Source organism: Rhodococcus sp. NPDC058532 (assembly GCF_042719255.1).
Lineage (GTDB): Bacteria > Actinomycetota > Actinomycetes > Mycobacteriales > Mycobacteriaceae > Rhodococcus_G.
In genome coordinates this window covers 75,390-96,945 of sequence record NZ_JBHXNU010000010.1, presented here as the reverse complement: position 1 = coordinate 96,945, position 21,556 = coordinate 75,390, and the positions used below count along the sequence as shown (strand labels likewise).

Annotated in this window: 15 protein-coding genes; all 15 read left to right on the top strand. The window is 67.6% G+C overall.

Annotated features, from left to right (window positions below):
* Nucleotides 1-304: 304 nt before the first annotated feature.
* The 15 genes from rplJ (at nt 305) to ACFWQG_RS13680 (ending at nt 21,462) form a co-directional block, all read left to right on the top strand.
* Complete coding sequence (gene rplJ / locus ACFWQG_RS13750; protein ID WP_378508182.1) at nt 305-841, top strand: 50S ribosomal protein L10; 537 nt, start codon at nt 305-307, stop codon at nt 839-841.
* Nucleotides 842-949: 108 nt separating this feature from the next.
* Entirely contained in the window at nt 950-1,336 is a 387-nt protein-coding gene (gene rplL, locus ACFWQG_RS13745; protein WP_378508181.1) for a 50S ribosomal protein L7/L12, read from the top strand.
* A gap of 282 nt (nt 1,337-1,618) precedes the next feature.
* On the top strand, nt 1,619-2,689 hold the full coding sequence (locus ACFWQG_RS13740; RefSeq protein WP_378508180.1) for an ABC transporter ATP-binding protein: 1,071 nt from the start codon (nt 1,619-1,621) through the stop codon (nt 2,687-2,689).
* A gap of 7 nt (nt 2,690-2,696) precedes the next feature.
* Entirely contained in the window at nt 2,697-3,491 is a 795-nt protein-coding gene (locus ACFWQG_RS13735; protein ID WP_378508179.1) for an MlaE family ABC transporter permease, read from the top strand.
* Between the two features lie 3 nt (nt 3,492-3,494).
* Nucleotides 3,495-4,355, top strand: coding sequence for an MlaE family ABC transporter permease (locus ACFWQG_RS13730; protein WP_378508178.1), 861 nt, complete (start codon nt 3,495-3,497; stop codon nt 4,353-4,355).
* Nucleotides 4,352-5,707, top strand: coding sequence for an MCE family protein (locus ACFWQG_RS13725; protein WP_378508177.1), 1,356 nt, complete (start codon nt 4,352-4,354; stop codon nt 5,705-5,707). The genes ACFWQG_RS13730 and ACFWQG_RS13725 overlap by 4 nt, the downstream gene beginning before the upstream one ends.
* Before the next feature lie 8 nt (nt 5,708-5,715).
* Nucleotides 5,716-6,783 (top strand): MCE family protein, encoded by a 1,068-nt coding sequence (locus tag ACFWQG_RS13720; RefSeq protein ID WP_378508272.1) that lies wholly within the window; start codon nt 5,716-5,718, stop codon nt 6,781-6,783.
* Nucleotides 6,780-7,778, top strand: a complete 999-nt coding sequence (locus ACFWQG_RS13715; RefSeq protein ID WP_378508176.1) for an MCE family protein — start codon at nt 6,780-6,782, stop codon at nt 7,776-7,778. The genes ACFWQG_RS13720 and ACFWQG_RS13715 overlap by 4 nt, the downstream gene beginning before the upstream one ends.
* An 8-nt stretch (nt 7,779-7,786) precedes the next feature.
* Nucleotides 7,787-9,064 carry an MCE family protein gene (locus ACFWQG_RS13710; protein WP_378508271.1) on the top strand — a complete coding sequence of 426 codons (1,278 nt, stop codon included), beginning with the start codon at nt 7,787-7,789 and terminating at the stop codon, nt 9,062-9,064.
* Nucleotides 9,065-9,204: 140 nt separating this feature from the next.
* Nucleotides 9,205-10,479 (top strand): MCE family protein, encoded by a 1,275-nt coding sequence (locus ACFWQG_RS13705; RefSeq protein ID WP_378508175.1) that lies wholly within the window; start codon nt 9,205-9,207, stop codon nt 10,477-10,479.
* Nucleotides 10,476-11,723: an MCE family protein gene (locus tag ACFWQG_RS13700; protein WP_378508174.1), complete on the top strand. Its 1,248-nt coding sequence runs from the start codon at nt 10,476-10,478 to the stop codon at nt 11,721-11,723. Before ACFWQG_RS13705 ends, ACFWQG_RS13700 begins: the two co-directional genes overlap by 4 nt.
* A gap of 69 nt (nt 11,724-11,792) precedes the next feature.
* Nucleotides 11,793-12,407, top strand: a complete 615-nt coding sequence (locus ACFWQG_RS13695; protein WP_378508173.1) for a hypothetical protein — start codon at nt 11,793-11,795, stop codon at nt 12,405-12,407.
* Nucleotides 12,408-12,531: 124 nt separating this feature from the next.
* Nucleotides 12,532-13,389, top strand: a complete 858-nt coding sequence (locus ACFWQG_RS13690) for a hypothetical protein (RefSeq protein WP_378508172.1) — start codon at nt 12,532-12,534, stop codon at nt 13,387-13,389.
* Between the two features lie 487 nt (nt 13,390-13,876).
* On the top strand, nt 13,877-17,377 hold the full coding sequence (locus ACFWQG_RS13685; protein ID WP_378508171.1) for a DNA-directed RNA polymerase subunit beta: 3,501 nt from the start codon (nt 13,877-13,879) through the stop codon (nt 17,375-17,377).
* 125 nt (nt 17,378-17,502) lie between these two features.
* Entirely contained in the window at nt 17,503-21,462 is a 3,960-nt protein-coding gene (locus ACFWQG_RS13680) for a DNA-directed RNA polymerase subunit beta' (protein WP_378508170.1), read from the top strand.
* Nucleotides 21,463-21,556 lie beyond the last annotated feature (94 nt).

The following is a 21,556-nucleotide window of genomic DNA, read 5'->3' as shown; positions in this document are numbered from 1 at the left end:
GGGCCTGGTCTCCGGTAGCCTCTACCGGAGAGTTCGACTAGTTCGAGTTCATCCCAACAAGATCCACCCAAGACCGTTGGTCATCGCTGTGCCGGTTCCGGTGCACCGATTGAAGGTCCGGACATGTCCGGCGGCCCGCGCAGGAGGACGAGGCTGGGGAAGGTGTTCGGCGTGAGCTGGACCGTTTCCTCGTGTACGCCCCGTGGCCCTGCGCCCGGGGCGTTTTTCGTGTGTCGGCCCTTCCGGCCCGGGCGACTGCGTCCGGCGCCACACGCCAACACGATGTCACGAGAGGAGGCGAAGTATGGCAAAGCCCGAGAAGGTCACCGCGGTTGCGGAGATCACTGAGCAGTTCAAGGGTTCGACTGCCGCCGTTGTCACGGAGTTCCGTGGCCTGTCGGTGGGAAGTCTGACGCAGCTGCGTCGCGCGCTCGGAGAAGGCGCTACCTACTCCGTCGCCAAGAACACCCTGGTCAAGCGCGCCGCCGCTGAGGCGGGCGTCGAGGGCCTTGACGACCTGTTCGTCGGACCGACCGCCATTGCATTCATCAAGGGCGAGCCGGTCGACGCCGCGAAGGCACTGAAGGCCTTCGCGAAGGACAACAAGGCACTCATCATCAAGGGCGGCTACATGGACGGCGCTGCGCTGTCCGTGGACGAGGTCAACAAGATCGCGGACCTCGAGTCCCGCGAGATCTTGCTGGCCAAGATGGCCGGCGCGATGAAGGGCAACTTGGCAAAGGCCGCTGGCCTGTTCAATGCCCCCGCGTCGCAGGTGGCCCGACTGGCCGCCGCGCTGCAGGAAAAGAAGGCCGCGGAAGGCTCCGCAGCCGAAAGCTGATCCGCACGAGATGTCGGGTCCGTACGGACCCGGTCTTGCGTATCACGTAACCACTCATCCCAGCTCGTCGCGGATCAGCGACATGGGACTTACAGGAAGGACGCCATCATGGCGAAGCTCACCACCGAAGAGTTGCTGGACCAGTTCAAGGAGCTCACCCTCCTCGAGCTCTCCGAGTTCGTGAAGGCCTTCGAGGAGACCTTCGAGGTCACCGCTGCGGCTCCGGTCGCCGTCGCCGCTGCCGGTGCCCCGGCCGCCGCCGCCGACGCTGCCGAGGAGCAGGACGAGTTCGACGTCATCCTCGAGGGTGCCGGCGACAAGAAGATCCAGGTCATCAAGGTCGTCCGCGAGGTCGTCTCCGGCCTCGGCCTGAAGGAGGCCAAGGACCTCGTCGAGGGCGCGCCGAAGGCCATCCTGGAGAAGGTTGCCAAGGACGCGGCCGACGCCGCCAAGGAGAAGCTCGAGGCTGCAGGCGCGACCATCACCGTCAAGTAAGACGGTTGTCGCGTAACGCTTCGGCGTCACGTTAGAAAGAGGGCCGCTCCCCGTTGGGGAGCGGCCCTCTTTCGGTTCCGGGAACGGGTGGGGTTCCTGGACGGCGGTCCAGCTGCCGGCCAGGCCATCGCCGCAGGTGGAGCGGGGTGCCGAGGGCGGGAAACCGCACTATTGCGTTCCGTACTTACTCGTGAGTAGGATCCGTGGTCACGGGTACCACATCGATACGATAGAGTGACCCAACCCACAGTGGGGGTGACGTGTCGAACAGCGTGGAGGTAAGTGGTGGGAGTAGAGGTAAAGGTCGAGGGACTCACCAAGTCCTTCGGCTCGCAGAAGATCTGGCAGGACGTCAGCCTGACACTGCCCGCTGGTGAGGTCAGTGCCCTGCTCGGGCCGTCCGGCACCGGCAAGTCGGTGTTCCTCAAGTCGCTGATCGGCCTGCTGCGACCCGAGCAGGGATCGATCGTGATCGACGGCACCGACATTCTCCAGTGCTCGTCGAAGGAACTCTACGAAGTTCGGCAGATGTTCGGGGTGCTGTTCCAGGACGGCGCGCTGTTCGGCTCGATGAACCTCTACGACAATGTCGCCTTCCCGCTGCGTGAGCACACCAAGAAGTCCGAGTCCGACATCCGCAAGATCGTGATGGAGAAGCTCGAGCTGAACGGCCTGCTCGGCGCCGAGAACAAGCTGCCCGGCGAAATCTCCGGCGGTATGCGCAAGCGCGCCGGGCTGGCCCGCGCCCTGGTGCTCGATCCGCAGATCATTCTCGTCGACGAGCCGGACTCCGGCCTCGACCCGGTACGCACCACGTACCTGAGCCAGCTGCTGATCGACATCAACGCGCAGATCGACGCGACGATCCTGATCGTGACGCACAACATCAACCTGGCCAGGACCGTGCCCGACAATCTCGGCATGCTGTTCCGTAAGCAGCTGGTCATGTTCGGTCCCCGCGAGGTGCTGCTCACCAGCGAGGAGCCCGTCGTCAAGCAGTTCCTCAACGGCAGCAAGATCGGCCCGATCGGCATGTCCGAGGAGAAGGACGACTCGCAGATGGCGGCCGAGCTGGCGCTGAAGGAGGCCGGGCACCATGACGGCTCCCAGGAGGTGTCCGGGGTGGTCCCGCAGATGCAGGCGACCCCCGGCATGCCGACCCGGCAGGCCGTTGGCCGTCGGCAGGCCAGGGTGCGGTCGATCCTGCACACCCTGCCGCCGGAGGCGCAGCGCAGCATCCGCGAGAGCCTGGGCGACGACGATGCCGCCACCCAGGTGATCCCGGTGTACAGCGAATCCGCGCCGGGCGGAGCAACGGGGGACAACGCGGGGTCGTCCTGGAGTCACGGGTAGACCGCGGGTGGGGGGTTCGAAGAGCACGCTGCTTGGCCCGATCTCAGCAGCGTTGACCCAGGCCGGGCTGATCGTCCAACTGTTCGTCGACGTCGTACGCAACCTGTTCCGCCGACCGTTCCAGTTCCGTGAGTTCATCGAACAGGCGTGGTTCATCGCGAGCGTCACCATCCTGCCGACCGCGCTCGTCGCGATTCCGTTCGGTGCGGTGGTGTCGTTGCAGACGGGGTCACTGATCAAGCAGCTCGGCGCCGAGTCGTTCACCGGTGCCGCGAGCGTGCTGGCCGTGATCCAGCAGGGCAGCCCGATCGTGACGGCACTGCTGATCGCGGGCGCCGCCGGATCGGCGGTCACCGCGGACCTGGGTTCCCGCACCATCCGCGAGGAGATCGACGCGATGGAGGTGCTCGGGATCAATCCGATCCAGCGTCTCGTCGTGCCTCGGGTCCTCGCGATGGTCCTCGTTGCGGTGCTGCTCAACGGACTCGTCTCGGTCGTCGGCATCGCGGGCGGCTACTTCTTCAACGTGATCCTGCAAGGTGGCACGCCGGGCGCCTACCTGGCGTCGTTCTCGGCGCTGGCGCAGCTACCGGACCTCTACATCGCCGAGGCGAAGGCCGCGATCTTCGGTGTCATCGCTGGCGTGATCGCGGCGTACAAGGGGCTGCACCCGAACCCGGGTCCGAAGGGGGTCGGCGAGGCGGTGAACCAGACGGTCGTCATCACGTTCCTGCTGCTCTTCTTCGCCAACCTGATCCTGACCATGGTGTACCTGCAGATCGTCCCGGCGAAGGGGGCCTGACCGATGACCATCGCACGAGGTCGCGGTGACCGTGTCCTGCTGACCGCGCGCCGGGTCGGTCGCGCCCCGCTGAACATGCTCGACCGGGCGGGCGACCAGATGTCGTTCTACGCCCGCGCGATCGGGTGGATTCCGCGCACGATCACGCATTACGGCAGGGAGGTCCTGCGCCTGCTCGCCGAGGTCACCTTCGGCAGCGGGGCGCTCGCCGTGATCGGCGGCACCATCGGCGTCATCGTGATGATGTCCGGCTTCACCGGCGTCGTCGTCGGACTGCAGGGGTATGCGGCGCTCGATCAGCTCGGCAGCTCCGTGCTCACCGGCTTCCTGTCCGCGTACGTCAACACCCGCGAGATCGCGCCGATCGTGGCCGCGCTCGCGCTCTCCGCGACCGTCGGGTGCGGCTTCACCGCGCAGCTGGGTGCGATGCGGATCTCCGAGGAGATCGACGCGCTCGAGGTGATGGCGGTGCCGTCGGTGCCGTTCCTGGTGACCACCCGGATGGTCGCCGGGTTCGTCGCGGTGATCCCGCTGTACATCGTCGGCCTGCTCGCGTCGTACTTCGCGTCCCGCCTGATCAGCACCCTGTTCAACGGGCAGTCGAGCGGATCCTACGACCACTACTTCAACCTGTTCCTACCACCGGCGGACGTCCTATGGTCGTTCGGCAAGGTGCTGGTCTTCGCGTTCGTGCTGATCATGATCCACTGCTACTACGGCTATACCGCGTCCGGCGGTCCGGCGGGCGTCGGCGTCGCGGTGGGGCGCGCCGTGCGGACCGCGATCGTCACGATCGCGGTGCTGGACTTCTTCCTCAGCCTCGCGATCTGGGGCACCACCACGACGGTGCGGGTGGCGGGATGAGCGCCGGCGGGTCGGTGGTGCGTAGGCGACTGCTCGGGCTGGTCTTCTTCCTGATGTTGGCGCTGTTCCTGACGTTCACGATCGGGATGTACAACAAGACATTCACGAAGGTCGTCACCGTCAACCTGGTGACCGACACGGTCGGCAACTCGCTGCCCTCGCACGCGGATGTGAAGGTTCGGGGACTGATCGTCGGTGAGGTGCGGTCCTCGTCGACGGAGGAGGGGGAGGTGACGTCCGTCCTTGCGATCGACCCGGACAAGGCCGCGCTGATCCCGTCGAACACGACCGCCCGGCTGCTGCCGAAGACGCTGTTCGGCGAGCGGTACGTCTCGCTGATCGTGCCTGCCGGCGACACCGCGGCCCCGATCACCGAGGGGGACACCCTGCACCAGGACAAGAGCGGCAACGCCATTGAGGTCGGCGAACTGCTCGACGGGTTGCTCCCGCTGCTGCAGGCGGTACCGCCGCAGGACCTCGCGAACACGCTCGGCGCGCTGAACCAGGCACTGTCCGGTCGCGGCAACGAGATCGGGCTCAGCCTGGAACGGCTGGAGACCATCTTCGCCGGTGTCAACACCGAGCTGCCGAACCTGGAGCAGGGTCTCAAGGGCCTCGCCGACTTCTCTCAGACCTACGCGGACGCGGCGCCGGACCTGGTGGTTGCCCTCGACAACCTGCGCACGACCGGCGCGACCGTGGTGCAGCAGCAGAACCAGATCCGGACGCTGATGTCGGCGGCGACCGGGGCGGCGGGCAGCACCGCCGACTTCCTCACCGCGAACCGGGACACGCTGATCTCGATCGCCGAGGACTCGCGCGCCAGCCTCGAGGTGCTCGCGGCCGCGTCACCCACATTCGGGTGCACGTTCGCGCAGTTCGTGCCGATCGTGCACAGCGCAAGCGCGATCCTCGGCCTCAACCCCGATGGCAGCCTGCAGGATCATCCCGGCGCCCGCGCCGCGACGGTCTTCGTCAACCCGAAGGGTCGCTACCTGCCGAACCAGGATGAGCCGCGACTCTTCGACAACCGCGGGGCCAAGTGCTACACCCCGGCCGCGCCGGGCGACAAGTTCCCGCAGTACCCGGGCGGCTCGTACAACGACGGCGCCTACCAGGTGCCATCGCGGAACCCCGGACCGGCGTACGTGCCGTCGCCGGAACGCCCGCAGTTCGCGCCGGTTCCTGCGGCGCAGACCACCCCCGCCCGCTACACCGGGTCGACGTTCGAGCAGGACACCCTCGCCGTCATCTACGGGGAGGGGACGGGCGCACTGCCCGAGAACGTGCCGGGCTGGACCACGTTGCTGGGGGCGCCTGCACTGAGGGGGACGGAGGTGAGCGTCCGATGAAGGCCCAGTTGCGGGGGCTCGGGGGCCCGCTGACCAAGCTCGTCATCTTCGCCGTCGTCACCATCGTCGCGACCACGACGCTGGCGCTCACGATCGCGAATAGCGGAGGCGGCGGCGGCACCAGGTTCAATGCGGTGTTCTCCGATGTCACCTCGCTGAACAAGGGGGACGAGGTGCGGATCGCGGGTGTCCGGGTCGGGCAGGTCGACGACATCTCGATCGTGAACGACCGTGAGGCGAAGGTCGAGTTCTCGCTGTCCGACCGGGACTGGCTGCCCGCCGGGTCCCGGGCCGTGATCCGATACCGGAACCTGGTGGGGCAGCGCTACATCGCGCTCGAGCAGGGCGAGGGCCCGCAGGGCATGAAGCTGACCGAGGGTCAGACGATCGCCCTCGACCACACCAAGCCTGCGGTCAACCTGACGACCCTGTTCAACGGCTTCCGACCGCTGTTCCAGACGCTCAGTGCCGACGACGTGAACAAGCTGTCGTACCAGATCATCCAGGTGTTCCAGGGGGAGGGCGGCACCATCTCGGAACTGGTCCGCAACACCGCATCGCTGACCAACACGATCGCCGACAAGGATCGGGTGATCGGGGACGTCATCAACAACCTCAACGGCGTGCTGGAGACGGTGAACAGGCACGACGACGAGCTCAGCTCACTGATCGTGAACACCCAGCAGCTGGTGACCGGGCTCGCCAACGACCGCGGTGTCGTCGGGGAGGCGGTGACCTCGCTGGCCACCCTCACCGACACCGCGGCCGACGTGCTCGAGCCGACCCGGCCGTCGATCCAGGGATCGGTGTCGGCGCTGAACACCCTCGCTGGCACGCTGAACGAGCAGGATGCGGCGGTGAACAAGATCCTCGCGAACCTGCCGGTGAAGCTGGAGAAGCTGAGCCGGATCGCCAGCTACGGGTCGTGGTTCCAGTTCTACCTGTGCGGCATCGACGTGGTCGCGGGCCCCGGTGAATCGAAGTACCTGAACCTGCCCACCGGCCTGCCCACCGTCAACCAGCCGATTTACACCAACTCGGCACCGCGGTGCTCGGCGAACGGGGCGGGCCAGTGAGCACGAAGCGGCGCAGCCCCGCGACCACCGGCGCCCTCGGCATCGCGCTCGTCCTCCTCGCGACGATGTCGGCGTTCTTCCTCGACGACCTGCCGATCATCGGCGCCGGTGCGACGTATCGCGCGGAGTTCAGTGAGGCCGCGGGCCTCAAGCCGGACAACGAGGTGCGGATCGCGGGCGTGAAGGTCGGCAAGGTCACCGAGGTCACCCTCGCCGGGGACAAGGTCGACGTCGCCTTCAAGGTGAAGGACGCCTGGGTCGGCGACCAGACCACCGCGTCGATCCAGATCAAGACGATCCTGGGGCAGAAGTATCTGGCGCTCGACCCGCGCGGGTCGTCGACGTTGAAGCCGGCCGATCCGATCCCGCTGGAACGCACCACGTCGCCCTATGACGTGATCGACGCCTTCTCCAGCGCCGCGACGACCCTCGGCGAGGTCGACACCCCGCAGCTGGCGGAGAGCATGCGGACGTTGTCGGAGGCGTTCGAGGGCACACCCGCCGACATCCGGGCCTCGCTCGACGGGGTTGCCCGGCTGTCGAGGACGATCGAGAGCCGCGACGCCGAGCTGACGAAGCTGTTCGCGGCGACGGCGAAGACGTCGACGGTGTTGGCGGACCGGAACGCCGAGTTCACCGAGCTGATCGCCAGCGGCGGTCTGCTGCTCGGGGAGCTCAACGCGCGCCAGCAGTCCATCGCGCAACTGCTGACGGGGACGCAGCGACTGTCGCAGCAGCTGACCGGGCTGGTGCGGGACAACGAGGCGCAGATCGGTCCCGCGCTTGAGCAGTTGCGGGGCGTCGTGCAGATCCTGCAGGACAACAACGACAACCTGGACCGGGCGATCAAGCTGTACGCACCGTTCACCCGGCTGTACGCGAACATCGTCGGCAACGGTCGCTGGTTCGACCAGGTCGTGGTGAACCTGACGCCGCCGCAGCTCCCGCTGATCCCCGGATACCGGGATCCGGTGCGCACCCTGGGGGGTAACTGATGACGGGGATGACGTCCGGCCGGATGCCGAAGTTCAGCCGTGCGCAGGTCCTGACCACCGTCGGCGTGCTGGTGGTCGCGCTGGTGCTCGGCGTCGGCGGCTGGTGGCTGTTCACCAGGGCCGGGACGACGAAGATCACCGCCTACTTCGACAAGTCCGTCGGCATCTACACCGGTTCCGACGTGCGGGTCCTCGGGGTCAAGGTCGGGTCGGTGGACGAGGTCACCCCGCTCGGCGACCAGGTGCGGGTCGTGATGCGGGTCGATCGGGGTGTCGACATCCCGGCGGACGCGAAGGCCGCGCAGGTGACGCCGTCGGTGGTCGCGGACCGGTACATCCAGCTCGCGCCCGCCTACTCGGGTGGGGACGTGATGGCCTCCGGTGCGACCATCCCGCGGGAGCGGACGGCGACCCCGGTCGAGGTGGATCAGCTCTACTCGAGCATCGAGGAGCTGTCCGATGCGCTGGGGCCGAACGGGGCGAACAAGGACGGCGCCCTGTCGACGCTGGTGGACACGGCGGCCGAGAACCTCGACGGCAACGGTGCCGCGCTCGGCACCACGATCACCGAGCTGTCGAAGGCGGCGGCGACGCTGAACTACTCGCGGGGGGACCTGTTCGACACGGTCCGGAACCTGCAGACGTTCGTCAGCGCGCTGGCCGCGAACGACGAGCAGGTCCGGCAGTTCAACGGTCAGCTGGCCGACCTGACCGGCTTCCTCGACGGGGAGCGCGAGAACCTGGGGGCGGCGCTGAACCAGTTGTCGGTGACGCTCGGTGATGTGGCGGTGTTCATCCGGGACAACGAGGACCTGGTCACCAGCAACGCCGAGGGGCTGGTGCAGGTGACGCAGACCCTTGCCGACAATCGGCAGGATCTGGTGGACGCGCTGACCACGCTGCCGCTGGCGATCAGCAACGTCGTCAACTCGTACGACGCGGAATCGGGCACCCTGGCCTCCCGGGTCAATCTGCCGGAGACCCAGGACCCGTTCGGGACGCTCTGCAAGCTGATGGACCTCGGCAAATTGATGCCGGGGGATCCGAAGTTCGATGCGCTGAGCAGGCAGATGCGACCGGTGATCGACAATTGCGCTGCGATCATGGGCCAGGTCACCGCGGGTGTGAAGACCCCGACGCTGAACCTTCCGTTCGGGATTCTCAGCGGTGACAATCTGCAGCGCCCGTCCCAGCCGGGGACGGTGCCGGGACAGATCTCGCCGCGGCTGGGCAACTCGCAGGCACCGGGTCTGAGTGACCAGAACATTCCCCGGGGTGGGCAGTGAAACGGGTGGGAACGGCCACCGCGTGGGCAGTGAAACGGGTGGGAACGGCCACCGCGTGGGCAGTGAAACGGGTGGGAACGGCCACCGCGTGGGCGGTGGGGCGGGGAGGCGCGGTGACGCGGGTGGGACAGGAGCGTTCGTTGAGGCGCGCGGTCGCGATCGGTGCGGGCACCTGCGCGGTTGCGCTGGTGGTGTCGGGGTGTGGATCGGATGGCATCTACAGCATCCCGTTGCCCGGTGGCGCGGACATCGGTGACAACCCGATGCACGTGACCGTGCAGTTCGACGACGTCCTCGACCTGGTCCCGCAGTCGACGGTGAAGGTGGACGGCGTCCCGGTCGGGCGGGTCGAGACGATCGACGTCCCGGACGACGGCTGGACCGCCGAGGTCGGCGTGGTGATGGACTCGGCGGTGAGCCTTCCCGCGAACGCGGTGGCGAGCGTGCAGCAGACCAGCCTGCTCGGCGAGAAGTTCATCGAGCTGACCGCGCCGGAGCTGGATCCGTCCTCGGCACCGCTGTCCGATGGCGCGACGATCCCGGTGGATCGGACGCGCCACGCCACCGACATCGAGCAGGTGCTCGGCGCGTTGTCGCTGCTGCTCAACGGCGGCGGGGTGGCGCAGCTGCAGCCGATCATCCACGAACTGTCGGCGGCGCTCGGTGGCCGTGAGGATCGGGTGCGGTCCCTGCTGGATCAGGCGAACACGCTGATCGAGGGCCTCAACCGTCAGCGGGACGACATCACCCGGGCCCTGGACGGCCTGGACACGCTCAGCGGCCGGGTCGTGCAGCAGACCGACCAGATCGACAGGATCCTCGCGGAGATCCCGCCCGCGGTGCAGGTGCTGAACGAGCAGCGGCCGCAGTTCGTGCAGATGCTCGGGCAGCTGGATCGGCTCGGGCAGGTCGGCAGCGACGTGCTGGTTCGCTCGCGGGACAATCTGATCGCGGATCTGCGGGCGCTGCGCCCGACCCTGCAGGCCCTCGCGGATTCGGGCGACGACCTGGTCACGGTGTTGCCGTTGATTCCGACGTTCCCGTTCCCGGATGGCGCGGAGAAGGTCATCCACGGCAACTCGATGAACCTCTTCCTGACCCTCGACATGCGGCTCGGCCAGCAGTTGGAGGCGCTCGGGGTTGGGATGCCGGACCCGGTGTACGTGCCGCCGCCGCCGGGCATCAACGGGCACGTGCCGAACGTCGACCCGTCCAATCCGTACTACAACGGCAACGGGCCGCGTCCGGGGTGGCCGACGGTGTCGCTGCTGCCGCTGCCGCCGATCGTGCCTGCGCCGCAGCCTGCGCCGGGGCAGCCGCCCGCGCCCGGCACCGAACCGGTGTCCGGTGATGCGGCGGCCCCGCCGAACCCGCTCAGCGGAATTCTCGAGAAGCTGGGGGTGGGTGGCCGATGAGGTCGAAGCTGGTGCGCGTCCAGTTGGTCGCGTTCATCCTGGTCGCCGCGGTTGGTCTGCTGTATGTCGGCGCCAAGTACGTCCGGCTGGACAATCTGCTCGGCTTCGGGCAGTACACGGTGAAGGCCGATTTCGCGGATTCGGGGGGCATCTTCACCAACGCCGAGGTGACCTATCGGGGTGTCCCCGTTGGGCGGGTCGGGGACCTGCACCTCACCGCGGACGGCGTCGAGGTGGACCTGAAGCTCGACAACGGCGCCCCGCAGGTGCCCGCGACGGCGCGGGCCGTGGTGGCGAACCGGTCGGCGATCGGCGAACAGTATGTGGATCTGCAGCCGAGCAGCGAGGGCGGGCCGTACCTGCAGGACGGGTCGACGATCACCCGGCAGGACACGTCGATCCCGGTCCCCGTCGAGCAGGTGCTGTCGAGTGTGAACTCGTTGGTGCGGTCGGTTCCGCTGGATTCGCTGAACACGACGGTCACCGAGCTGGGTCGGGCCTTCGACGGTCGGGGCGACGACATGCAGGTCCTGGTGGACTCGTTGAACTCGCTGACCGAGGCGGGCATCGAGAATCTGCCGCAGACGTTGACGCTGATCCGCGACAGTCGGACGGTGCTCGACACCCAGTCGGCGCAGGCGTCCTCGATCCGCCAGTTCAGCGCGGACCTGAATCGGATCTCCGCGCAGCTGCGGGACAGCGATCCGGATCTGCGCAGGCTGATTGGCACCGGCACGGACGCGAGCACCGAGGTGGGATCGCTGATCGACACCGCGGGCCCGGCCCTCTCGAGCGACCTGCACAACCTGGCGCTGGTGTCGGAGTCGCTCGGCCCGCGGTCGATCGCGTTGAACATCCTGTTGACGTTCCTGCCCGCGCTGGCGGCGGGGGCGAGCACGGCGGCCCCCGGCGACGGAACCCTGCACCAGGGTCTGCTGCTGGAGACGAACAATCCGCCGCCCTGCACCCAGGGCTACGAGGGGACGTACGAGATTCTCGACCGGATGAAGCGGGAGAACCCGGACTTCGATCCGACCCGGGACGAGTTCCCGCTCAACATGCAGGCGAACTGCACCACCCCGTTGGGGAGTGTGACGGGGGTGCGGTCGGCGAACCGGGTCGTGTACGCGGATCCGGACACCCCGCAGCCGTGGGACAACAAGCCGAAGGTGGCTCCGGACGCACTGAACCTCAATCCGATCGCGACGCAGCTCGCGACGCTGATGGGAATCACGCCGCGGTAGGCGGGGCGTGGCAGGCGCGGACGTCGGCGGCGGCGAGCGGAAGTTACTTTCAAGTAGGGTGAAGATGTGATGCGTAGCACGACACTGCTCAAGCCCGCCCTCGTCGTGGTGAGCGTCCTCGCCGTCGCGGCGTTGGCGGCCGCCGCCTGGTTCGGCTACGGCTGGGTCCGCGCCCTGGTCGTCGACAAGCAGGTGGCGGCCGCGCGTGACGACGCGCTGACCGGCGCCCGCCAGGCGGCGATCAACCTCAACACCGTGGATTCGGCGAACCTGGACCAGACGTTCGCGAACATGGAGTCGTCGATCACCGGCGACGAGATGGTCAACTCGCTGAACGAGACGCGGGACCAGATGACCGAGCAGGTCCGGCAGACCGGTGCGAAGAGCGAGGCGCAGATCATCGACGCCGCCCTCACCGACTTCGCGCGGGACGAGGGCACCGCGACGTCGCTGGTGATCCTGTCCACGACCACCACGTGGCCGGACCAGCCGCCGAGGAAGGTCAAGGTGACGATGCGCATCGGGCTGACCGAGACGGACGGGGAGTGGAAGGCGTCCCGGGTCGAGAACGTCGGAGCTCCGCTCGCGATGGACGCAGGCGCGGCGCCGCCGGCCCCGGTGCCGGACGTGCCTGCGCCGGAGGTGCCCGCCCCGGCGCCCGACCAGAGCACCGGCGGACAGTAGGTCCGCACCATCGCGCCCGCCCGCCACCGGTGTCGGGTCGCCCCGAGTCCGCCAGCGTTCCAAGGAGAATCGACCAGTGCCTCCCACCCGCCGCACCCCCAGCGCCCCACAGCCGAAGGGTCGCGTGCCCAAGATCGCAGGCAGGCAGGCGCCCGGACGCGCCAAGGATCCGACCTCGGATGTACCGGTCGACGACCGGAAGGCCGTCGACCGTGCGGTAGGGGAGCCGCCCGCGCCCGTCGAGCACGACGCCGTTGAGCCCGCGCCCGTCGAGCCCGCGCCCGTCGAACTCGGACCCACCGGGGCCGTGTCCGGCGCACCCGCGGACGCGGAGGCCGACGCCGCATCGACCGCGCCTGCCCGCGAGACCGCGGACGGCGACGCGACCGAGCCGACCCCCGGTCGACCGGTCAACCGGACCAGTGCCCTGCGCCCGCGTAGCCGCGACGACGCGACCGGGGTCGCGGTCACCGCACCGGTCTCGGCGGCGGAACGGGCGGGGTGGCGATCGGTCGCGGTGATCGGGATCGTCGCGGTGGCCCTCGCGGCGTTCGCCGCCGTCGCCGCGTTCCGGCCCGGGGCCACCCTGGCGAACCGGGCGTGGGTGGACACGGCGGAAACCACCCGGGTGTCCGCGGCGGCACGGGACGCCATCCAGACCCTGTACACCTACAAGTTCGACACCGTCGATCAGGACTTCGACAACGCGCGAGCCGTCCTCACCGACGACATGCGCACCCAGTTCGACGAGACCGCTCAGGTCACCCGAGACGCGGTGATCCAGACGAAGACGGCAACGAATGCGCAGGTCACCGACATCGGGGTGAAGCTGCTCGACGACGATCGCGCGGAGTTGGTGGCGAGCATGAACGTAAGCGCGAGCAACGACGGCGTTGAGCAGGGCAGCGCGGAGGGGCCGCTGTCGGTGACGATGGCGAGGGTCGACGGCACCTGGCTGCTGTCCGACATTCGCGACCGCTGAGCCGAAAGTCGGAGTCGCTCTTGACGGAAGGCCCGGGAGGCGTCACTCTATTGGTCGAGACTGCGAGGAATCGCGAGTCCGGGTGATCACGCGCCGGCGCAAATGGAGGCATCGGGCGCGAGCACGCACAGGTATCGAGCAGGCAGGTGTCCGGCCGCCGGTATCGAACGCGATCGCCGCGGGACACGCATTTCGACCACGCCTCGCACGACCGCACCTCCCCGCACGCTTGGGGCCCGGTTGCGACCGGGTGCCGATTTGACAGAGTCGGGCGCTCGACGCTGCCCAGGTTGTGTTATCTGCCGAATTCCGGTACCTTTGGACGTTGCGCTGGCTGCCTCCTGTCCTACCTCTCGACCGTGCCGCATCGAAGTTTCCGCTTCCTGCGTTGTGTTGACGAGTTTCGTTCGGGTCGTGACCAGCGAATTCGCCCCACAGAAGAAGCAGATACAGCGGCGGTCGCACTCCAGCGAGCGGCCCGCGTGAGGTGCTGGAAGGACGCATCTTGGCAGTCTCTAGCCAGACCAAGGCCGGAATCCCCGGAGCCCCGAAGAGGGTGTCGTTCGCGAAGATTCGCGAACCCCTCGAAGTTCCGGGTCTACTTGATCTTCAGACCGATTCCTTCGAGTGGTTGATCGGCTCGCCGGCATCCCGCGAGCGGGCCAAGGCCCGCGGCGACGAGGGTGCCACCGGCGGCCTGGAGGACATCCTCGCCGAACTGTCCCCGATTGAGGACTTCTCGGGCTCGATGTCCCTGTCCTTCTCCGATCCGCGCTTCGACGAGGTCAAGGCCTCCGTCGAGGAGTGCAAGGACAAGGACATGACGTACGCGGCACCGCTGTTCGTCACTGCCGAGTTCATCAACAACAACACCGGCGAGATCAAGAGCCAGACGGTCTTCATGGGTGACTTCCCGATGATGACCGACAAGGGCACCTTCATCATCAACGGCACCGAGCGTGTCGTCGTCTCGCAGCTCGTCCGCTCGCCCGGCGTGTACTTCGACGAGTCGATCGACAAGGCCACCGAGAAGACGCTGCACAGCGTCAAGGTGATCCCGGGTCGCGGTGCCTGGCTCGAGTTCGACGTGGACAAGCGCGACACCGTCGGCGTCCGCATCGACCGCAAGCGTCGTCAGCCGGTCACCGTTCTGCTCAAGGCCCTCGGCTGGACCACTGAGCAGATCACCGAGCGGTTCGGTTTCTCCGAGATCATGATGTCCACGCTGGAGAAGGACAACACCGCGGGCACCGACGAGGCGCTCCTCGACATCTACCGCAAGCTGCGTCCGGGTGAGCCGCCGACCAAGGAGTCCGCGCAGACCCTGCTGGAGAACCTGTTCTTCAAGGAGAAGCGCTACGACCTGGCGCGCGTGGGTCGCTACAAGATCAACAAGAAGCTGGGCGTGAACACCGGCCAGCCGATCACCGCGTCGACCCTCACCGAGGAAGACATCGTCGCGACGATCGAGTACCTGGTGCGCCTGCACGCCGGTGACCAGTCGATGACCGTGCCGGGGGGTGTGGAGGTGCCCGTCGAGGTCGACGACATCGACCACTTCGGCAACCGTCGCCTGCGCACGGTCGGCGAGCTGATCCAGAACCAGATCCGGGTCGGCCTGTCCCGCATGGAGCGCGTCGTCCGTGAGCGGATGACGACCCAGGACGTCGAGGCGATCACGCCGCAGACCCTGATCAACATCCGGCCCGTTGTCGCCGCGATCAAGGAGTTCTTCGGAACCTCCCAGCTGTCGCAGTTCATGGACCAGAACAACCCGCTCTCGGGTCTGACCCACAAGCGTCGCCTTTCGGCGCTCGGCCCCGGCGGTCTGTCCCGTGAGCGCGCTGGCCTCGAGGTCCGCGACGTCCACCACTCGCACTACGGCCGCATGTGCCCGATCGAGACCCCCGAGGGTCCGAACATCGGCCTGATCGGCTCGCTGTCGGTGTACGCGCGGGTGAACCCGTTCGGCTTCATCGAGACCCCGTACCGCAAGGTCGAGGACGGTGTCATCACCGACCAGGTCGACTACCTGACCGCCGACGAGGAGGACCGCCACGTCGTCGCGCAGGCCAACTCGCCCGTCGACACGTCCGGCCGGTTCGTCGAGGACCGCGTGCTCGTCCGCAAGAAGGGCGGCGAGGTCGAGTTCGTCGCGTCGACCGACGTCGACTACATGGACGTCTCGCCGCGGCAGATGGTCTCCGTCGCCACCGCGATGATCCCGTTCCTCGAGCACGACGACGCCAACCGCGCCCTGATGGGTGCGAACATGCAGCGTCAGGCCGTGCCGCTGGTCCGTTCCGAGTCGCCGCTGGTCGGCACCGGCATGGAGCTGCGCGCCGCGGTCGACGCCGGTGACGTCATCGTCACCGAGAAGAGCGGTGTCATCGAGGAGGTGTCCGCGGACTACGTCACGGTGATGGCCGACGACGGCAGCCGCAAGACCTACCGCCTCAACAAGTTCGCCCGCTCCAACCAGGGCACCTGCTCCAACCAGCGTCCGATCGTGGACGAGGGGCAGCGGGTCGAGTCCGGCCAGGTCCTCGCCGACGGTCCCTGCACCGAGAACGGTGAGATGGCGCTCGGCAAGAACCTGCTCGTGGCGATCATGCCGTGGGAGGGCCACAACTACGAGGACGCGATCATCCTGTCGCAGCGCCTCGTTGAGGAGGACGTGCTCACCTCGATCCACATCGAGGAGCACGAGATCGATGCCCGCGACACCAAGCTCGGTGCCGAGGAGATCACCCGGGACATCCCGAACGTCTCCGACGAGGTCCTCGCGGACCTCGACGAGCGCGGCATCGTGCGGATCGGCGCCGAGGTCCGGGACGGCGACATCCTGGTCGGCAAGGTCACCCCGAAGGGCGAGACCGAGCTGACGCCGGAGGAGCGCCTGCTGCGCGCGATCTTCGGGGAGAAGGCCCGCGAGGTGCGCGACACCTCCCTGAAGGTGCCGCACGGTGAGACCGGCAAGGTGATCGGCGTCCGCGTGTTCTCGCGCGAGGACGACGACGACCTGCCCCCCGGTGTCAACGAGCTGGTCCGGGTGTACGTGGCGCAGAAGCGCAAGATCCAGGACGGCGACAAGCTCGCCGGCCGGCACGGCAACAAGGGCGTCATCGGCAAGATCCTCCCGCAGGAGGACATGCCGTTCCTGCCCGACGGCACCCCGGTCGACATCATCCTGAACACCCACGGCGTCCCGCGTCGTATGAACATCGGTCAGGTCCTCGAAACCCACCTCGGCTGGATCGGCAAGACCGGCTGGAACGTGCAGGTCGCCGGCGACGGCACCCGCCCGGACTGGGCGCAGAGCCTGCCCGAGGAGATGCTCTCGGCTCCCGCCGACTCGAACATCGCCACCCCGGTGTTCGACGGTGCCAAGGAAGACGAGCTCACCGGCCTGCTCGGCGCGACGCTGCCGAACCGTGACGGCGAGCAGATGGTCGGGCCCGACGGCAAGGCCACCCTGTTCGACGGCCGCTCCGGCGAGCCGTTCCCGTACCCGGTGTCGGTCGGTTACATGTACATCATCAAGCTGCACCACCTGGTCGACGACAAGATCCACGCGCGGTCGACCGGTCCGTACTCGATGATCACCCAGCAGCCGCTCGGCGGTAAGGCCCAGTTCGGTGGCCAGCGCTTCGGTGAGATGGAGTGCTGGGCGATGCAGGCCTACGGTGCGGCGTACACGCTGCAGGAGCTGCTGACCATCAAGTCGGACGACGTGGTCGGCCGCGTGAAGGTGTACGAGGCCATCGTCAAGGGCGAGAACATCCCCGAGCCGGGCATCCCCGAGTCGTTCAAGGTCCTCCTCAAGGAGCTCCAGTCGCTCTGCCTGAACGTGGAGGTGCTCTCCAGCGACGGCGCCGCGATCGAGATGCGGGACGGCGACGACGAGGACCTCGAGCGGGCGGCAGCGAACCTGGGCATCAACCTGTCCCGGAACGAGGCTGCGACGGTCGACGACCTCGCCAACTAGGAGCCGACCCGGTGCGAGCGCAGCGACGCAGGACACACACAGTCAGCGTGCTGCGCCCGCACCGGGGCCCGGCAGCAATAGCGAACTAGCAGCAATTTCAACCCGAACAGGGGAAAGGAAGTTACGTGCTCGACGTCAACTTCTTCGATGAGCTCCGCATCGGTCTCGCCACCGCGGAGGACATCCGGCAGTGGTCCTACGGCGAGGTCAAGAAGCCGGAGACCATCAACTACCGCACGCTCAAGCCCGAGAAGGACGGCCTCTTCTGCGAGAAGATCTTCGGCCCCACCCGGGACTGGGAGTGCTACTGCGGCAAGTACAAGCGGGTCCGCTTCAAGGGCATCATCTGTGAGCGCTGCGGCGTCGAGGTGACCCGGGCGAAGGTGCGTCGTGAGCGGATGGGCCACATCGAGCTCGCCGCCCCGGTCACCCACATCTGGTACTTCAAGGGCGTGCCGAGCCGGCTCGGCTACCTGCTGGACCTGGCGCCGAAGGATCTCGAGAAGATCATCTACTTCGCCGCGTACGTGATCGTCGGCGTCGACGACGAGCTGCGTCACAACGAGCTGTCCACGCTCGAGGCGGAGATGGAGGTCGAGAAGAAGACCATCGCCGACCAACGCGATGCCGACCTGGAGGCCCGCGCGCAGAAGCTCGAGGCGGACATCGCCGAGCTCGAGGCCGAGGGCGCCAAGTCCGACGTCCGCCGCAAGGTCAAGGACGGCGGCGAGCGGGAGATGCGTCAGCTCCGCGACCGTGCCCAGCGCGAGCTGGACCGGCTCGAGGAGATCTGGACCACCTTCACCAAGCTGGCCGTCAAGCAGCTGATCATCGACGAGAGCATCTATCGCGAGCTCGTCGACCGCTACGGCGAGTACTTCACCGGCGCGATGGGCGCGGAGTCCATCCAGATCCTGATGAAGAACTTCGACATCGATGCCGAGGCCGAGAACCTCCGCGAGACCATCCGCAGCGGCAAGGGCCAGAAGAAGCTCCGTGCGCTCAAGCGGCTCAAGGTCGTCGCGGCGTTCCAGCAGTCCGGCAACTCGCCGATGGGCATGGTCCTCGACGCCGTTCCGGTGATCCCGCCGGAGCTGCGCCCGATGGTGCAGCTCGACGGTGGCCGCTTCGCGACCTCCGACCTGAACGACCTGTACCGCCGCGTGATCAACCGCAACAACCGCCTCAAGCGTCTGATCGATCTCGGCGCCCCCGAGATCATCGTGAACAACGAGAAGCGGATGCTGCAGGAGTCGGTGGACGCCCTGTTCGACAACGGTCGTCGCGGCAGGCCCGTCACGGGCCCGGGCAACCGTCCGCTCAAGTCGCTGTCCGATCTGCTCAAGGGCAAGCAGGGTCGTTTCCGGCAGAACCTGCTCGGTAAGCGCGTCGACTACTCGGGCCGTTCGGTCATCGTCGTCGGCCCGCAGCTCAAGCTGCACCAGTGCGGCCTGCCGAAGCTGATGGCGCTCGAGCTGTTCAAGCCGTTCGTGATGAAGCGTCTGGTCGACCTGAACCACGCGCAGAACATCAAGTCGGCGAAGCGCATGGTGGAGCGGCAGCGCGCCCAGGTGTGGGATGTCCTCGAAGAGGTCATCGCCGAGCACCCGGTGCTGCTGAACCGTGCACCCACGCTGCACCGCCTTGGTATCCAGGCGTTCGAGCCGCAGCTCGTCGAGGGCAAGGCCATCCAGCTGCACCCGCTGGTGTGTGAGGCGTTCAACGCCGACTTCGACGGTGACCAGATGGCCGTCCATCTGCCGCTGTCCGCCGAGGCGCAGGCCGAGGCCCGCATCCTGATGCTGTCCTCGAACAACATCCTCTCGCCCGCGTCGGGTCGGCCGCTCGCCATGCCGCGTCTGGACATGGTCACCGGCCTGTTCCACCTGACCCGGATGGACGACGGTGCGATCGGCGAGCTGGCCGCGGCCACCGCCGACGCGCCGGAGCAGGGTGTCTACTCGTCGCCCGCCGAGGCCCAGATGGCCGTCGACCGTGGCGCGCTGTCGGTGCAGTCGCGGATCAAGGTGCGGCTGACGACGCAGCGTCCGTCCGCCGACATCGAGGACGAGCTGTTCCCGGACGGCTGGGACTACGGTCAGGGCTGGGTCGCGGAGACCACCCTCGGCCGCGTCCTGTTCAACGAGCTGCTGCCCGCGGACTACCCGTTCGTCAACGAGCAGATGCCGAAGAAGCGTCAGGCGACGATCATCAACGATCTCGCCGAGCGGTACCCGATGATTGTCGTCGCGCAGACCGTCGACAAGATGAAGGACACCGGCTTCTACTGGGCGACCCGCTCGGGTGTCACCGTGTCCATCTCGGACGTGCTGGTGCCGCCGGAGAAGGCTCAGATCATGGAGTCCTTCGAGGCGCAGGCCGATCAGATCGAGAAGAAGTACCAGCGCGGCGCGCTCAACCACGCCGAGCGCAACAGTGCTCTCGTCAAGATCTGGTCCGAGGCCACCGACGAGGTCGGCAAGGCGATGGAGGCCCACTTCCCGGACAACAACCCGATCCCGATGATCGTGAAGTCCGGCGCGGCGGGCAACATGACGCAGGTCCGCTCGCTGGCGGGCATGAAGGGTCTGGTGACGAACCCGAAGGGTGAGTTCATCCCGCGTCCGATCAAGTCCTCCTTCAAGGAGGGCCTGACCGTGCTCGAGTACTTCATCAACACGCACGGTGCCCGTAAGGGTCTGGCCGACACCGCGCTGCGCACCGCCGACTCGGGCTACCTGACCCGTCGTCTGGTGGACGTCTCGCAGGACGTCATCGTCCGCGAGGTCGACTGTGGCACCGAGCGCGGCATCGTCACCACGATCTCGGAGAAGCAGCCGGACGGCTCGGTCATCCGCGATGCGCACGTCGAGACCTCGACGTACGCCCGCACCCTGGCCGCGGACGCGGTCGACGAGAACGGCAACGTGATCGTCGAGCGCGGTCACGACCTGGGCGACCCGGCGATCGACGCGCTGCTCGCCGCCGGCGTCACCGAGGTGAAGGTGCGCTCCGTGCTCACCTGCACCACCGGCACCGGCGTCTGCGCGACCTGCTACGGCCGTTCGATGGCGACCGGCAAGCTGGTCGACATCGGCGAGGCCGTCGGCATCGTCGCCGCCCAGTCGATCGGCGAGCCCGGTACCCAGCTGACGATGCGTACCTTCCACCAGGGTGGTGCGGCAGGCGCGGCCGACATCACCGGTGGTCTGCCGCGTGTCCAGGAGCTGTTCGAGGCCCGCGTCCCGAAGGGCAAGGCCCCGATCGCCGACGTCACCGGCCGGGTGCAGCTCGAGGACGGCGACCGCTTCTACAAGATCACCATCGTCCCGGACGACGGTGGCGAAGAGGTTGTCTACGACAAGCTGTCCAAGCGTCAGCGGCTGCGCGTCTTCAAGCACGACGACGGTTCCGAGCGCCTGCTGGCGGACGGTGACCACGTCGAGGTCGGCCAGCAGCTGATGGAGGGTGCTGCCGACCCGCACGAGGTGCTGCGCGTGATGGGCCCGCGCCAGGTGCAGATCCACCTGGTCAACGAGGTTCAGGAGGTGTACCGGAGCCAGGGTGTGTCGATCCACGACAAGCACATCGAGGTGATCGTGCGCCAGATGCTGCGCCGCGTCACGATCATCGACTCGGGTGCGACGGAGTTCCTGCCCGGTTCGCTGGTCGAGCGGGCCGAGTTCGAGGCGAGCAACCGCCGCGTCGTCGCCGAGGGTGGCGAGCCCGCGTCGGGTCGCCCGGTGCTGATGGGCATCACGAAGGCGTCGCTGGCGACGGACTCGTGGCTGTCGGCGGCGTCCTTCCAGGAGACCACTCGCGTGCTGACCGATGCGGCGATCAACTGCCGCTCGGACAAGCTGATCGGTCTCAAGGAGAACGTCATCATCGGCAAGCTGATCCCGGCGGGTACCGGCATCAACCGGTACCGGAACATCCAGGTGCAGCCGACCGAGGAGGCGCGCGCCGCGGCGTACGCCGTGCCGTCGTACGACGACCAGTACTACAGCCCGGAAGGCTTCGGCCAGACCACCGGCGCTGCGGTCCCGCTCGACGACTACGGCTTCGGCGGCGACTACCGCTAGGCGCTCCGCGCCCGTGGGTGGGTTTTCCCCCCCTCGGGGTGGGAAGCAAACACAGGGTCAATGTCGGGGGAGGACGCACAACCCCCTTGGGTGT